Annotated in this window: 13 protein-coding genes; 6 read left to right on the top strand and 7 right to left on the bottom strand. The window is 53.1% G+C overall.

What is annotated here, in order from left to right:
• Positions 1 to 66 precede the first annotated feature (66 nt).
• Positions 67 to 795 carry a UMP kinase gene (gene pyrH, locus AB1L42_RS22340; RefSeq protein ID WP_367061848.1) on the top strand — a complete coding sequence of 243 codons (729 nt, stop codon included), beginning with the start codon at positions 67 to 69 and terminating at the stop codon, positions 793 to 795.
• A gap of 46 nt (positions 796 to 841) precedes the next feature.
• On the opposite strand, the gene AB1L42_RS22335 is transcribed toward pyrH, so the two are convergent.
• From AB1L42_RS22335 to rsmH, 4 genes are all read right to left on the bottom strand, one after another.
• Positions 842 to 2566: a penicillin-binding protein 2 gene (locus AB1L42_RS22335; RefSeq protein ID WP_367061845.1), complete on the bottom strand. Its 1725-nt coding sequence runs from the start codon at positions 2564 to 2566 to the stop codon at positions 842 to 844.
• Positions 2563 to 2832, bottom strand: a complete 270-nt coding sequence (locus tag AB1L42_RS22330; RefSeq protein WP_367061842.1) for a hypothetical protein — start codon at positions 2830 to 2832, stop codon at positions 2563 to 2565. The genes AB1L42_RS22335 and AB1L42_RS22330 overlap by 4 nt, the downstream gene beginning before the upstream one ends.
• A 191-nt stretch (positions 2833 to 3023) precedes the next feature.
• Complete coding sequence (locus tag AB1L42_RS22325) at positions 3024 to 4229, bottom strand: LysM peptidoglycan-binding domain-containing protein (protein WP_367061839.1); 1206 nt, start codon at positions 4227 to 4229, stop codon at positions 3024 to 3026.
• On the bottom strand, positions 4226 to 5134 hold the full coding sequence (gene rsmH, locus AB1L42_RS22320; RefSeq protein WP_367061836.1) for a 16S rRNA (cytosine(1402)-N(4))-methyltransferase RsmH: 909 nt from the start codon (positions 5132 to 5134) through the stop codon (positions 4226 to 4228). The genes AB1L42_RS22325 and rsmH overlap by 4 nt, the downstream gene beginning before the upstream one ends.
• A 343-nt stretch (positions 5135 to 5477) precedes the next feature.
• Between rsmH and AB1L42_RS22315 the strand changes: the two genes are divergently transcribed.
• On the top strand, positions 5478 to 5897 hold the full coding sequence (locus AB1L42_RS22315; protein WP_367061833.1) for a hypothetical protein: 420 nt from the start codon (positions 5478 to 5480) through the stop codon (positions 5895 to 5897).
• Here the strand turns inward: AB1L42_RS22315 and AB1L42_RS22310 are convergent, their stop codons facing one another.
• Complete coding sequence (locus AB1L42_RS22310; RefSeq protein ID WP_367061830.1) at positions 5898 to 7478, bottom strand: lipid II flippase MurJ; 1581 nt, start codon at positions 7476 to 7478, stop codon at positions 5898 to 5900. It abuts the gene before it with no gap.
• The gene (locus tag AB1L42_RS22305; protein WP_367061827.1) at positions 7471 to 7644 is read right to left on the bottom strand and encodes a hypothetical protein; all 174 of its coding nucleotides are present in this window, start codon (positions 7642 to 7644) and stop codon (positions 7471 to 7473) included. Before AB1L42_RS22305 ends, AB1L42_RS22310 begins: the two co-directional genes overlap by 8 nt.
• A 295-nt stretch (positions 7645 to 7939) precedes the next feature.
• Between AB1L42_RS22305 and AB1L42_RS22300 the strand changes: the two genes are divergently transcribed.
• The 4 genes from AB1L42_RS22300 to AB1L42_RS22285 all read left to right on the top strand — a co-directional run bounded on the left by AB1L42_RS22300 (position 7940) and on the right by AB1L42_RS22285 (position 14019).
• A complete protein-coding gene (locus tag AB1L42_RS22300; protein ID WP_367061824.1) occupies positions 7940 to 8998 on the top strand; it encodes a glycosyltransferase family 4 protein in 1059 nt (352 codons plus the stop codon).
• Between the two features lie 164 nt (positions 8999 to 9162).
• Complete coding sequence (locus tag AB1L42_RS22295) at positions 9163 to 10890, top strand: HEAT repeat domain-containing protein (protein WP_367061821.1); 1728 nt, start codon at positions 9163 to 9165, stop codon at positions 10888 to 10890.
• Positions 10891 to 11115: 225 nt separating this feature from the next.
• Positions 11116 to 13020 carry a solute:sodium symporter family transporter gene (locus AB1L42_RS22290; protein ID WP_367061818.1) on the top strand — a complete coding sequence of 635 codons (1905 nt, stop codon included), beginning with the start codon at positions 11116 to 11118 and terminating at the stop codon, positions 13018 to 13020.
• 504 nt (positions 13021 to 13524) lie between these two features.
• Positions 13525 to 14019, top strand: a complete 495-nt coding sequence (locus tag AB1L42_RS22285; protein ID WP_367061815.1) for a hypothetical protein — start codon at positions 13525 to 13527, stop codon at positions 14017 to 14019.
• Between the two features lie 34 nt (positions 14020 to 14053).
• On the opposite strand, the gene AB1L42_RS22280 is transcribed toward AB1L42_RS22285, so the two are convergent.
• Positions 14054 to 15562: an amidohydrolase gene (locus AB1L42_RS22280; RefSeq protein ID WP_367061812.1), complete on the bottom strand. Its 1509-nt coding sequence runs from the start codon at positions 15560 to 15562 to the stop codon at positions 14054 to 14056.
• Between the last annotated feature and the right edge of the window lie 394 nt (positions 15563 to 15956).

Below are 15956 nucleotides of genomic sequence, written 5' to 3'. Positions count from 1 at the left end.
TTCCATAATTCAAGACAGCGAGTTGAAGAACTCGCTGTTTCCATTCCATGATTTGAATTGGCAGACATGTCTGAAAAACCGCACTTTCACCGAGTGATTCTCAAGCTGTCCGGAGAAAGCTTTTGCCGCGAGCGCGAAAGCGGAATCAGCATGACCGAAGTCAGCGAGATTTCGGAAGAGATCAAATCCGTTCACGAGACCGGCACTCAAGTCGCCATCGTTTGTGGTGGAGGCAACATCCTCCGTGGAAAACAATTCTCTGAAGTCAGCGCTGCGATCCATGCTTCGACCGCCCATTACATGGGAATGCTGGCGACCGTCATCAACGCTCTCGCATTGCAGGATGCACTCGAAAACATCGGCGTTCCGACTCGTGTCCAGTCAGCGATCCGCATGGAAGGCGTTGCCGAACCCTTTATTCGCCGACGCTGTTTGCGCCACCTCGAAAAAGGACGCGTGGTCATCCTGGCAGCCGGCACCGGAAGTCCGTTCGTTACTACAGACACAGCCGCCGCACTTCGAGCTCGTGAGCTTGGAGCAGACATTCTCATGAAAGCGACCAAGGTCGACGGCGTCTACTCAGAAGATCCGGAGAAGAACGAGCACGCCGTTCGATATTCCGAAATCACGTTCCAAAACGTGCTGAATCAAAATTTGCAGGTGATGGATGCACAAGCCATTCACCACTGCATGGAACACAACATCCCGATTCTCGTCTTCAACTTCGGTCAGTCGGGTAACATCCTGCGAGCGGTCCAAGGCAAAAAGATCGGAACCATCGTCGAGAACGGCTAACACGCTGCTTCGAAAGAGTTCAATTCGCATGCAATCGCCGTTGGCCTCAACGGCGATCTTGCGAAGCGTACAGGTCTAACTGACGAATTGTGCTTTCAAGAATCTTCGAAGCATAAGGAGCAGCCACTGTTCCGCCCGATTGCGTCTCCGAAGTCGGCTCGTCGACGCACACTAGCACCAGCGCTCTCGGGTTGTCGGCGGGGGCTCCACAGATGAAGGAGCTGACGTGCCTGTCGTCGAAATAGCCGCCTTCAGGATTATACTTCTGTGCGGTTCCTGTCTTTCCGAAGACTGAAAGACCTTCGATCTTCGCACGGTGTCCCGTCCCCTCTTCGATCACGCCGACGAGAGCCGTTTCCACGATCCATTTCGCTATCTCAGGTCGAATCATTTCAGACACCAAAACCTGTTGCGGCGAGCTAGTCTCGGTCACGTAGTCTCGAATCAAATGCGGGCTGACCCGCTGACCTCGATTGGCGAGCATCGCGTGGGCTGCGATCATCTGAACTGGAGTCACCGAAAGTTCGTGCCCCATCGGAATTGATCCAGTTGAGTAATCATCCCATCGATCGAGTGGTCGCAAGATTCCGCCCGCTTCTCCGGGCAGTTCGATCCCGGTTCGGCGACCGAAGCCAAGCTTGATTGCCAGCTGATGAAGCTCGTCGTTGCCGAGGCGTTCTCCGATTTTGGCCATGCCAATGTTGCTCGACTTGATGAGGATTTCATCGAGACCAAGGACTCCGTAGCTGTGATGATCACGGAGCACGCGAGTCCCCATTCGATACGCGCCCCATTCGCAGTGAAAGTTCTCGTTCAGCTCAATGGCGTTTTGCTCAAGAGCCCAGGCAGCTACCAGCGGTTTGAACGTCGATCCCGCCTCGTAAGCGGATGCAATCGCGTGATTCGTCCACGCATTCGATGGCATTTCGTCTTCCGAATCGAGCACGAGATTCGGGCGTGAAGCCATCGCCAGAATCTCGCCGCTTCGTGGATCAAGAACAATTGTGCTCGCACTGAATGGTTGAACTCTTTCCACAAGCTCGTCGAGTGCCTGTTCGGCATACAACTGAATGACCGAATCGAGAGTCAGAACAATAGATGTCCCCATTTCCGGGGCGATCGTCACTTCTTCGAGCATCTCAAGCATCTGCCCACGGGCATCCCGAACATAGCGTCGGACACCTGATCGGCCCTTCAGATCCTTGTCGAAGAACTGCTCAATCCCGCCTCGCCCTTTACCATCGATATCGCGAATTCCCAGAACATGGCGAGCCAATGTTTGCTGTGGGTAGAATCGTTTGAATTCATCTCGGAGCCCCAAGACATTCCAATCGAGATCGCTTTCCTTAATTGAGAGCACTTCCTCTTCAGAAAGCTGTCGTTTGACCCACAGAAACTTCTTCGTTCGATAAGCGTTCAACAGACGCAACAACCGATCGGTCTTGATGTCGATGATCTGACTCAAATCGGAAATTGTCGTTTCCGGATCGTCAAGACGAGATGGATCGATGAAGAGGCTCGGGACCTTCAACGTTGTCGCCAGCAACCGACCACGTCGATCGAGGATATCTCCCGGTCGCGCTGAAATCGTGACTTCATCAATCTGCTGACGCGAAGCCTGTGATGTGAACTGATCTCCAGAAGCGACCTGAATCTGGACCAGCCGACCGACCAGGACTCCCCAGATGATAATCATCAACCCCGACACGAAACGCTGTCGCCGCTTCGTGATGAGATCTGAATCCGTGAGATTGCTGCCAGCACCACTCATCTTCGTCTCTGATGTTGCGGAAGTCGGCTGGCGGAAGCGGTTCCTTGATCCCGGGAAGATCGGTCCAGTTCAGAGTGAAGAATCGGGGCTGCCCCCAATTCTTGTGTGACCAAAAAGAGTTTGGCCCGTTCAGTATCGAGTACGTCGAGCTGTTGATAGAGCTGGCTGACTTGCCGTTTTCGAGCGAGCGTTCGTTTCTGAAGCGAGATCTCTGCCACAGACACAACTGTCAAAACGACAACCAGCGCTAGCAGACGAAAAAACAAGCTGTCCTCCAGAGTTGATAGCTCCTTCCCTGGAGAATGAAACGATTCAAATTGAACGATGAAAAACGACGAAACGAAAACGCGTCACACATCAATTGAACTCCGACAGTCAGAACCGCCGGAGTTCATGAAGAGTGTTTGAATTTTCTGGCACGTCAAAGCAGCAGGTTTTTGATTCGCTGCTTATTCTTCTATCGGTAATTGCCGACTGGAGGTGCGAGGGTGACTTGGCAAGCATCGGGAGGAAGTCGCAGGACCATACCGATTTTCAGGATTCCGCGAGCCCCGAGGACGTCCTGATTCAGATTGTGAATCTCTGTCCAACGAGTCATTCGCCCCAAATGGTTTTGAGCGATGTCCGTGAGCGTGTCACCTTTTCCGATCCGGTAAGCTGGGCGCCCGGATTCGTCGATGAAAAATCCTCCGGGGAGTTTCGCTCGCTCTTCACTCTCTTTGTTGATCCAAGCCATTTCTGGAAATCGTTCTTCGAGAATGCTGACATCCGGAATTAGAACGTACATCCCCGGTTTCATCCGGTCAGGATGCGGAATTCGATGCCGGTTGTATTCTGCCAGAGCAGCGAAGTATCTCGCAGCCCCGTAATACTTCCTCGACAGCGTCCAATAGTTCTCGCCTGATTGAATTTCGTGGACTTCTTCCGTTCTAACTTTGGCTGCTTCGACCTGAAGCGCGGGAGGATTCCCGCCGTAGTTTCCGGGACTCGGAACCATTTGCGGCGCTGGATCAAAAGAGTTGGAGAAGTTGTCAGCAGGCGGCGAATAGACTTCGCGACTGTTTGACATCTGTTGAAATTCACTCCCCTGCCCTGTTGAGTTTGGATACTGCTGAACAGGAGGAAGGCTGTCGATTTCCCCTGCAGGCATGAGTGGTCTCTGTGTTGAGTTCGGAGCCTGAAGCGGAAGTGCTCCGGGTGCCTGTTTAGCTCCATTCGAAACGGCCGGAGCCGATGGATTGATCGGCGAAGTTGGCGGCTGCGTCTGCTGGACATTTTCAAACGGGTCACCGGCTGGAAGTGGCTGCGGTGTTGGTGTTTTCGGAGGAAGAAACGCGTCGCGCGATGGTTGTTCGGACGCTTGTCCTTCCCAGTCATTAAGCAGAACTGGCTCGGGAAGCGGATCATTCTGAGGAATTAAACCGGGCGATGCACTGTTCCCTGCTGGTGTCAGTTTGACGGGCTGAGGAGCAGGCGATGAGGACGTGGCTGACCCGCTCGAAAGATCCTCCGGAAACCCAAACGGCGGAACGGATTGCTGAGCTTCTACAACCACGGGAAACAGCAGGCTCGTCGAAGTTGTGACAACAACGACCAAGCTGAGGATGACTCTCCTCGATTCCGTCTTTGAGTTGATTATTGAGTGTTTTTTCTGGCTATTCATCGCTCAATCCTTTCAGCGACGCGCAGCTTTGCGGAACGGGCGCGCGGATTCATGCGGACTTCCGATGGCGTGGGAGCCAACGGCTTGGGTGTGATTAACTTCAAGACTTCTGACTCTCGAAACGCCTGCTTCACTCGTCGATCTTCGAGCGAGTGAAAGGTAATAATGACAATCCGCCCACCCGGCCGAAGGACGTGTGGAAGGACGGTGTCCAGAAAGCGGTCGAGTTGTTTCAATTCTTCATTGACGGCAATTCGCATTGCCTGAAAGACCCGCACAACGCTTGGGGACCTGCGATCTCCTAAGTTTCCGCCCGTAGCTGCGAGAACAGCGTCGATCAACTGATCGACAGTTTCAACGGGCTGACCACTCTTTCGCTGCGCGACAATCTGTTTCGCGATATTTCCGGCTTGCCGATCTTCTCCGAATTCCTGAATGACCTCTGCGATCTGACTTTCCGAGGCGGAAGCGAGCAGCTCTGCGACGGACTGTCCGGTGCGGACGTCGAATCGCATGTCCAGAGTTCCGGATGTGTCGAAACCGAATCCTCGATCAGGGCTGGCAAGTTGATCTGATGAAAGTCCGAGGTCGAGCAGAATTCTGTCGACGTCGTTGAGGCCACACTTTTCAAGCACCTCCGACAACTGAAGATAGCTCGCCTGCTCGAGCACAACTTGAGGTCCGGAGACGACTTGCGCAGCCCGGTCTAACATTTCGCGATCGCGGTCGATTCCGATGAGTCGTCCCGAATCGCCGATTATGGGAAGGATTTTCTGGCTGTGCCCGCCTGCGCCGACAGTGCCGTCGACGACGACAAGCCCGTCTCGCAACTCAAGTTGCGCAAGGACTTCCCGCAACATCACCGGGATGTGCACGGTTCGCCGGGATGGCGAGCGACGCGGCATTTGTGAGACCTGGGGTGTGAAAAGTTGGAAGTGGAATTGGGGAAGCAGCGGATGCTGCGAGACCGGCGGAGCGGTTGGGGAAGGGAGTTTCTTGAGTCTTTTTTACCGGAATCGCCGATTTTCGGAAAGACCAATTATCACTCGCAAAACGGGAGCTTCCCTGACTGTCAATTTTCTCCTGAGCGACATAACTGGCAACCTTGGAATTGCCTGAATGACCTGCGTTGACCCGATGAAAGATTGAAATCCGACCAACTTTCACATTGGGAGTTTCGCGAACAAATCCGATTGATCCACTAACTCATATGCCACGGAACACAGGCATCAATCTACGGAGAGAATTATGAAACGTGTCGGACTGCTCGTGGTCGGAGCGGGCGCACTCATTGGGGCGGGCTGCGGAAACTTGCACTGTTTTCGGACTCAATGTGATACTCCGTGCCTGCAGGCATGTGCCCACGAGTCTTGTGCTCCCTGCGTTTCCGGAGGAACACACCAACCGATTCAATCTCCTTCCATCAGCGAACCTCAGGAAGTGATTCAGGAAGAAGAAGGAACTCCTTCGCCGGAAAAACTCCAGGAAGCGAATGAGTACTCTCCTGAAGCTGAGTTCGATGCCCCATTGCCTCCGCCGGTCAAGCGGGTCAGCCATGACCTGAACGCGGAAGCTGAGAGTCGATTCCTCGAGCAGCAGTTGATTTACCATCCGCCTGCAAGAAAACCAATTCTAGCTCCGCTCAACGAAGCTCTTTCCAACGACTGATCATGATTCGTGACGGTCGGTCGTTTCACTCTGTCGACTGGTGGAGCGCGGCTCCATCACCAGTCGTCGCAAGTGCGGATCGATGGCCAGTAGGACGGCGAAGTAAGCAGCCGCTCCCGCGAACAAACCGACGACAGATGAAAACGGGAATTCGATTGCGTTGAGTGCCCCACCGATCACACTGGCAGCAATCGCTGCCACAGCAGCAACGAGAGCCCCTGAAGCAGCCCCGCGTACGATTTGCATTCCGTATCGGAAAGCCAGAATCGCCCACAGGATCAGCCCGCAACTCAGGAAAACGACTGACGTAATCATCGCCAGTGAAGCGACATCTTGAGCGATGTCAGTCGTCAGTTTCGCGGTAATCCCCAAACCGACGCCGATGCTCCCGACGATGTTGGGCGTCCAGGTATCGTGATCGCTGACGAGAACTTTTCCGGCAATCTCGCACAGACCTGCACCAATTAGGAACCCGCTGAGTACCTTCATCAGCGAAGTCACTTCCAATGTATCGGACGGCTGAAATTCTCCTCGCTCGTAAAGATCAGCGATCAGAGAAGGGGCAAACAGAAAAATGACCACGAGGCTTGGCACCAGCAGTTGTACGAGCGTACGCAGCGCCATCGCAGCATCTCGGAGAAACAACGGACGATCTGACGCAGCACTGATGGCGAGCTTTGGAAAAACGAGGGTTGAAAGAGTTCCCGATCCAAGCACGACAAAGATCGTCATTAACTGCGTCGCATACCGCAGATGACCGATTGATCCCGGTTCCATCGCTGCTGCCAATGCGGGATCAACAACCGAATCCGCCTTCAGCACGAGCGTTCCAATCAGGATTGGAACGCCTGCCCAGATCAGTGAAGTGAACAGAGCCATCTGGTTCTTTGCGATGATCCAGTGAACGCGATGCGACAAAGTTCGCAGTTGAATCAACAAGTTGCAGACTGCCCCCGCCAAAGTGCCATAAGCGACAGCTTCGATTCCGGAATTCGGAGCGAAGATCGCCACCACGAGAACGGTCACCAGCGGCCCCAATCCTCCAGCGATGGCAGGAATTCGAAACTCAAGCGATTGCTGAAGCACAGCCTGGAAGAGCCCGATCGCAGTGTTTGCAGGAATCAGCCAGACGAGAATTGCAAAGAGCCTCGCGGAAAGCTCTTTCAGCTCCGATTGGTCTCCTTGCAAATACCACTGCATCAGTGGGGATCGAACAGCCACCCCGATCAGGGCGAGGCCGAGACACACAATTCCAATTACAACCAATACTGTCCCGGCGAAGTCCCGACGGTCTTTCGGATCGCTGATTCGATTCATGAAGGTCATGAGAGGAGCACTGATCGTGCCAGCAATGACTGCACTGACAGCGATCGGAATCGTCAAAGCGACAGTGTAGGCCTCGAACTCAATCCTTGTCCCGAAGAATTTCGCCAACAAAATCTGCAACACAAATTGCAACAGGATCTGAACGATCGTCCCGAGAAAGATGATCAGGAACGTCGAGGAGAATCGGGGATGGCTGCGATTTTCTGAACCAGAATCTTCGATCGAATCGATGGAATTCCGGTTGGATTCAGACATGGAAGAACTTTCGATTCAGTCCTCGAATGGTCAGTGCAACGGTCAGTGCAACGGTCAGTGCAACGGTCAGTGCAACGGTCAGTGCAACGGTCAGTGCAACGGTCAGTGCAACGGTCAGTGCAACGGTCAGTGCAACGGTCAGTGCAACGGTCAGTGCAACGGTCAAGGATGAGTGGTTCGGGAAAGAGACTGCTCACGAAGTGCCGTCAACTTTCCGGTAGAGAAACGGTCGACCGAATTTCAACGAACGACGCTGGTTTTGACTGAAAACTCCACGAAAGTCTATCGCAGTCGTCTCGAATTCTGGGAATTCTCGCAGCGAGTTTGAACACTTCCGCCCATGAAAGAGCACTTGAGTTGGTGCCAATTCGAACTGTTGTTTCTTACAGTCTCGGAGTTCTCAGTTTACTGAGAGTCGTTGTTCCCTCTTTCCCGTCGAGAGTCACCGAAGAGATTTCCCAGTGCGTCAACCGCGACTTCTTTTTCTCGTTTCTGGACGGAACGTTCCCTCGACGGAATATCGAATTCTCCCGTTCATCCCCGGCCTGAGAAAAGCTGGCTTTCGATGTGTTGTGGCGTCAGGATATCCTGGGAAATATGACTCCAGCGACCTGCTCGGATGGCGACTCAGCCAGAAAATGAAACGGCTGAGCATTTGGTCACACTTACAGCGTGCGAAACTCTTTCGACCCGATATCGTGGTCATCGAGCGTGAACTCTTCGACAATCCAACGTTCGATCTCGAGCAGCAGTTTCGTCACATCGCGAAGCAGATGGTGCTGGACGTCGACGATGCTATTTTCCTCAGGTATCCCGAGAAGTTTGCCTGGCTGTGCCGTGAAAGTGATGTTGTCCTCGCAGGCAATCCCAACCTCGTCGAGTACGCACAGCAGTATTCGTCGGCCGTTCAATTGTTCCCGACAGTCGTCGACACGGAACTTTACCCGCTCGACGCCGCAGCTCCAACCGATGACATTCCAATTGTGGGGTGGATCGGAACAGACTCGAATGTCGCTTACCTTCAGCAGATTCTTCCAGCTCTGTGCCGTGCCCACGAACGCATCCCGTTCCGTCTTCGCATCGTCACTGGAAAAGAAAGCTCCGTCGCCGAACTCAAGAAGTCTGCTCCCTTCAGTGAGTTTCGCCCTTGGGATTCGGACACGGCAACTCGGGAAATTGCTGGTTTCTCGATTGGAATCATGCCCCTGCCGGATGAGGAGTGGGCTCGCTACAAATGTGGCTTCAAGCTGCTGCAGTACATGGCTGCCGGACGTGCTTCGATCGCCTCACCGGTGGGCGTGAATCAGGAAATCATACAACACGGTGAAAACGGGTTTCTCGCCACAACCGAACCGGAATGGGCGGATACATTGTTGAAATTGCTGACGGATGTCCAACTGCGGGCTCGTATTGGAGAGGCTGCCAGAAAACGCGTTGAATTGAATTTTTCTGTGCAGTCCGCACTCCCAAAACTGATTGGAATCTTCCGCAAACTACTGGATGATGCGAAGTCACGCTGATCCGGAATCGAGATTCGTGACCGAAAAAGACAACAAATCCGAAGAAGTCGATCAGTCAGAATGGATTTCCTTGCGAAGACTCATGACATGCAGATTTCTCGTCTGCTATAATTGGGACTCTCTTCTAACTCATTTCACTTCCCAGTATTGCAGACATTTGCCTCATGAAATTGATCGTGTCGCTCATCGTCATCGGCCTGTTTTCGTCGAATCTTCTCGCTGCCGATCCGGCTGCTGTGAAGAAAGCGATTGCTCAAGGTTCGGGATACCTTCAGGGAGTCTTCGATAAAACATCCGGCGGAAAGCGAACTGTCACCGCTCTCGCCCTTTACAAAGCTGGAGCTTCTCCCGATTCCGGAATCGTGGGAGGGACGGTTAACGAAATTCTTGAGCGATTCAAAGACGGGAAGTACCGCCCGGCCAGCGAACACATCTACGAAGCAGGTGTCGAAGCAACTCTTCTCGCGGACATTTCGACGGAAAAGTACAAGCCGCAGTTGAAGATGATCGCTGACTATATTGTCGGTCAGCAGAAGGAAAATGGGGGATGGGACTATCCAACGGGACGAAGTGATGCCAAATACAACGGGGACACCAGCGTCATTCAGTATGCTTGCCTCGCCCTGTGGGCAGCGGAACGGGCTGAGATTGAGATCGACGACAAGGTCTGGGAAAAAGTCCTTGCCTGGCATGTGAGATTCAAAAACAAAGACAGCGGATTCGCATACTGCCCGGGCACAACAACCGGTCACTTCAAAGATGCGTCCACACTCAACATGACCGCAGCTGCCGTGGCGAACATTCACATTGCCATGCTGCACATCGATCCGGAATTTCTCCCGCTGAAGGATCGTCGGCCGAAAAAACGTGAAGAAGACACTGAGCCAACTGGTCCCAAATTCGGCATTCTGCAACAGGTCGATCTCGATAACGAAGAAACGCGGAGCGAGTCTGTTCGCATCTCAAGTGCTTCAGTCGAAACGGTCAAAAACGCCTTCGGTTGGCTCGGAACGCGTTTTCGTGTCGAGAACAAAGAGAGTCCACACGCAACGTATTACTACTACACGCTCGAACGTATGGCTGCTCTGGCTGACGTTGAGAATGTGGGTAGTCATGCCTGGTTCGATGAGTGTGCGGATTATCTGATCGGCAAACAACTCGATGACGGGTCATGGAATGAGTCGAGCTTCTTCGACGAAGGTCTCGACACTGCGTTCGCAATCCTCTTTTTGACACGCTCCACAGGCAAACTCCTCAAACGCGTCAGTGAGCCTGGGTTTGGAGACGGCCTGCTGGCCGGCGGTCGAGGACTTCCTGACGATTTGAGTTCTGTCGACTTCAATGGACGAACGATTCAGCAGAAAGAAAAGCCGACAGAACCTCTTGACGTTTTACTCGCCTCACTGTCGAACACTGGCAATCTGGACATGCTTGATGTTCAGGAGCAGATCATTGAACAGGTTCAGATCGGGAATCGTGAGGATTTGATCGGACAAGTTGATCAACTTGTCAAACTGGTCGATCATCCCGATCCACAAATCCGACAAACGGTGGTCTGGGCACTCGGTCGGACCGGGAATATGAACCTAACTCAATACCTCATTGATCGTTTGAGCGACTCTGATTTAGGAGTCATGATTGAGGCTCGAAATGCTCTCTGTTGGATTTCCCGGCGTCCCACCGGATTTGGGTTCCCGGAAGATCCACTCGATGGGCTTTCTCCTTCTGCATCGGATGATCAGAAAGCGGCTGCGATCGCACAGTGGCACAAAAATCTGGTGCTGACGTGGGGCGAGTGGTATCTCAAGAACCGGCCATTCGAAGATCGTGGAGATGCGTTCGAAGCACGGCTGAGAAAGAAGATGGAGAACCTCAAATACGGGTTCGAGTGACCATTTTCGTATCGTAGTAAGCTCGCGTTTCGAGGTACTTCGTTACTGTCACAAGCTCGCCAGCCGCGTGATTCACCGCGCTGAAAGTCAATGTCAGTTGTTGTTCCTTAGCAGTTTGACTGAGATATTCCGTCACTTCTTCGGTTTTTGAGTGGCGAAACGTGATGCGTCCACTAAAACGGGCAGTTCATTCACGAATCGGTCAAGCCTGATGAAAGGGTCGGCATGCTGACATTGTTGTCGTTTGTATTTTTCACTGCGCTGGTGGGTTTCATCACCTGGCGTTTGACCCGTCATGACAACCACGACAGTTCCGCAGGATACTTTCTGGCTGGAAGAAGCCTGACCGGCGGATTCATTGCCGGCTCACTCCTGTTGACCAATCTGTCGACCGAACAGCTTGTCGGATTGAACGGCGACGCTTACCGCGACGGAATCTGTGTGATGGCCTGGGAAGTCGTCGCAGCTGTCTCTCTGGTGATTCTCGCCCTGTTTTACCTTCCACGGTACTTGAAGAGCGGGATCGCGACCGTTCCACAGTTCCTCGAAAATCGCTTCGATCATGTAACTCGTAACATTACGACGCTCATTTTCCTTGTTGCTTATGCAGGAATTCTGCTCCCCATTATTCTCTATACCGGGGCTCGGGGAGTTACCGGAATGCTGCAGCTCGGAGCACTGACGGGCATTCAGGATGAGTTCACGCTAATCGCTTTGACGGTCTGGCTGATTGGGACCATTGGCTCCATTTACGCAATTTGGGGAGGACTTCGAACCGTTGCTGTTTCCGATACGCTCAACGGATTCGGCCTTCTTGTCGGTGGACTGTTGATTGCCTACTTCGGCCTGACAGCTGTGAATCCCGAAGGACCAATCGCTGGTCTGCAAACACTTCGAGAGGCAGCTCCTGAGAAGTTCAATTCGATCGGAGCCCCCGATCAATCTGTTCCGTTCTTCACCCTGTTTACCGGTGTTCTCCTGCTGAACCTGTTCTACTGGACTACGAATCAGCAGATCATCCAGCGAACGTTCGGTGCCAAGAATCTGGCAGAGGGACAGAAAGGTGTTCTGCTTGCCGGGTCTTTGAAAGTTCTCGCCCCGATGATCCTAGTGTTGCCAGGGCTGGTCGCTTTCCATCAATACGGACGCGTCGAGACCGACAACGGCGCCTATGCTGTGAAAGACAAAACGACCGATGCTCCCGCAGTCGTCGTCAATTCAAAGTCTGGGAAGAGAATCCTTCATGGAAGCGAAGCTCGCGAGCTTCTGAAAGTCGAAACAGACGAAGAGATCCTGGCGTTCGCAGAACGGACGGTGAATGATTCCGTCGGCGAAGAGTTGGCGATCGAAAAACTCCTCCCGGTCGGCGTCGTCATTGTTGAAGACGAAAATGGAGAACATGTCTATCTCGACGAACTCTCTGAAACTCAACTCGCTCGCGTGATTCCGCCTCGAAATGCTGACAAGAGCTATGGGAGACTCGTTCAGGACGTCCTGCCGGATTACCTCGTTGGCTTCTTCGCGGCAGCTGTGATTGGAGCGATTCTCAGCTCGTTCAACTCCGCCCTGAACAGTACTGCTACCCTCTTCAGCTTGGGCGTCTATCAGGGAATGCTTCGACCGAATGCCAGTGAGACCGAGGTCATTCGATCCGGAAAAATCTTCGGAACAATCATCGCGGTAGTGACGATGCTGGTGGCGCCGCTACTACTCGGTCAGGACAGCATTTTCGGTTACCTCCAGAAGATGAACGGTTTGTACTTCATCCCGATCTTCTCTGTGATGCTGGTCGGAATGTTGTCGAAGAAGGTTCCTGCACTGGCTGCGAAAGTGACGCTCATCGCGAGCTTCATCGCCATTTGCCTTGGGTACTTCACTCCTCAGGGCGACGCGTTCGTCGAATCTCTTCACACGTTCCACTTCCTCGGCCTCGTCTTTGCCGGTTCGGTCGCATTGATGCTTGTGATTGGAGCTCTCAAGCCGCGTGAGACACCGTGGGAGCAACAGTATTCAGGAGACGTGGACCTGACCCCTTGGCCACTCGCCAAGCCGGTGGGGATCGCGTTGATTCTCTTCGTCGCAGCGGTTTACGCTTACTTCGCTGACTTGTCAGTCCTGACCGGAAGCTAGAGCAAGTTGCTCTATCCTGTGCACTCGCATGCGCCGTTTCACAAGATAAAAAGCTGTGCTTGCTCGTGCGAGATCGCGCACGCTAATTCAAAATATGCTTGAGCGCAAAGAACTCTTTGCTGTTCACCGTTTTCGACATGGTTTTCGACCAGATTCGCTTTGCGGATTGGTGAAGGCCATGTCGAAATTGCTTTTGTGAACCTTCAAAATCCACGCCAGACAGCTTTTTAGCGCAACTCAACTGGGGATGAACGTTCGTGAACATGCTTGCGGCGGAAAGTTGCCATCTACTGGGAAACTGCCTAATTCGATTATTAAGAAACAAAGAAAACCCAACGGAATGTGGAGAATTCGTCGTAGAATTGTCATCGAAGCCTGTTTCGAGTTTCGATAATTGGATTGGCTTGGTAATTTTGCACAGTTATTCAAGGATTGACGTTTTATTCCTCAAAACTTAACACTTCTCGCTCCACGAAGCGAAGTGGCATCAAATAAGGAAGTCCGATGAAGTTGGCAGATGACATTGTGCGTGTCTCATTTCGACGCGAAGACTTCCGGATCTCCTTCAGCCAGCCCTTCCTGCTCGTCTTCGTTGTGGCACTTCTCACGACCGAATGTGTCTTTGTGCTGAACGGCGAGGCAAACTTTCAGCTGCTCGCATTCGTGCTTCCGCTGCTCGTCACGGTGTTGTGTACGAGTGCCATTCTTCTCCTGAAGTACCGTTTTCCATTTCAGGTGAGCCGTGACGGCATCGCCTGCTACGACTTCTGGTGCCGTCCGCAGCGCACGTCCTGGGACGCGGTTTCGGACTGCGAGATCGTCACGACTGCTGGATTGCGGTACTTGAAAGTGCGTGCAAAAGGGAACTCCCGAGACATCTGGATTCCGCTTTTCGTGACGCGATCCGCCACACTTCGCGACCTGCTGTCGCTTTATCTGTCATGCGAATCGAGAGACTGTTCGCGCAACATTGCGGAACTGCTCGAAGGGGCAGAGTGAACTCAACTCTATGAGTGTAGCTTTGAGGAGTCGGTCAATCGCGGGAGCTGTTCGTCGTCGGCTTTCGATAGTCGAGCGGAGGTCCCTGATCGGGCGGGATCAATGAGCGATAGCCGTTCTTACCACGTCGCCGTTCGAATTCCATCTTGGCAGATTTGATCAATTCGGGCTGGTTGAACAAGTCGATGGCGGTCGCTGTCAACACTCGACTTGCGAGCGTCATCCCGGAGCGGGCCATTTCCCGACCTCCGCATGCGACCGCCTGCCACGAATGACCGGGAGTGCCTGGCACCCAGCACGCGGTATTGAATCCCGTCGTCGGCACAACCCAGGAAACGTCGCCGACGTCCGTCGATCCGCTGCTTGTCTCACCGCTGCGATTGATGACTTCACGAACAGACATCAATGGTTTGGGATTGGAAAGCGTGGACTGAAGCTTTAACGCGAACGTGACATCCTCGCTTGTGTACTCAAGATCGTTGAGTTGCTTCAGATTCTCCAATGTGATTTCGGCGAGAGTGTTGTTGGGGAGAATGTCGAGAATCCCGCCTTCGTTGACCACTTCAAGTTCAGTCTCTGTTGCGAGTGCACCTGCTTGAGCGCACTTGACAACACGCTCGTAAATCTCAGAGAGCGTAGAAGCATCGGGATGACGGACGTAGTAGTAAACTTCTGCAAAGTCCGGAACGACGTTGGGTGCGCTGCCTCCGGAAGTGATGACATGATGAATTCTTGTCTCTTCGGGAACATGTTCTCTGAGCATCTGCGTGGCGATATTCGTCAGCTCGACCGCATCGAGTGCCGATCGTGCCTGCTCTGGTGCAGCTGCGGCATGAGCACTGATCCCATGGAAGCGGAATTTCACCGCGATTCTGGCAAGAGACGATCGGTCACCAGCTGCGTTGATACTGCTGGGATGCCAATGCAAAGCGACGTCGACATCATCAAAGAGCCCTTCACGGACCAGAAACACCTTCGCGCTGCCACCTTCCTCAGCTGGACATCCGTAGTAACGAACCGTTCCCTCAATGTTTCGGTTAAGAATCTCCCGACCAACGGCAATCGCAGCCGTTGCAGATGCCACACCGAAAAGATGATGACCGCAGCCGTGACCGTAGTCTTTTCCTTCAGGAGTCTCTTTGTAGGGAACTGATTTCTGTGCCAGACCCGGAAGTGCGTCGAACTCGCCCAAGATCGCAATGACCGGCGATCCTTCACCGACGGTGGCTGTGAATGCCGTCGGAATCCCCGCGACTCCACGTTCGATCTCGAACCCTTCAGAAGCGAGCCAAGAGGAAAGGAGTTCCGAGGAATTGACTTCCTGGTAACCGGGCTCGGCCCATTCCCAAATCTGTTTTGCATTCGTCCAAGCGACCTCCTCGAGAGCTGTCACCGTTTCGTTGGCTCGTTTTCGTGGAGGTGCTGACTGCAGATTGCCGCTGGAGAAGCAAAGCGAGAAAACGATCGCCAACAAGAGACCGGCAGTCCGACTGCAAAGCGGGAAAGAGAGAGATGGAAACGAACGGGCGTCGAGAATTGGCATCCGGCAACTTTCCTTGAATCACGAAGTCTTCCTGAGCAGTCAGGTCTTGGCCGTCAATGTCTCAAGTCGCTTCGATGTCTTGCGAATTACCCGGAATTGTACCAGTTCACGAAACGATCATCGATCCGCAGAGCGCATTCACAGAAATTTGGCTCCCAGTTGGCGGAGTCATTCCCTCGAAGTCAGCCTGCACGCCGTAACCTCTGTGGATGTGACTTCCAGCCAGCGGGATTTCTCTTTCACGGTGGCTTTCACCCAAGTCGCGACTGCGTCACAATAGAATGGTGACTGGCTCCCGAATCCGACTGTGAAACGGTCTCGATGCAGGGCTGAAATATGCTACGATCACGATTTTCGAACTTAAGAGTGACCTCCATTCAATTGGTGGAGGATG

Origin of the sequence: Thalassoglobus sp. JC818 (genome assembly GCF_040717535.1) — a bacterium.
GTDB lineage: Bacteria > Planctomycetota > Planctomycetia > Planctomycetales > Planctomycetaceae > Thalassoglobus.
Note: the sequence above shows the minus strand (reverse complement) of the source record. Positions and strands in the feature narration are given on the sequence as shown.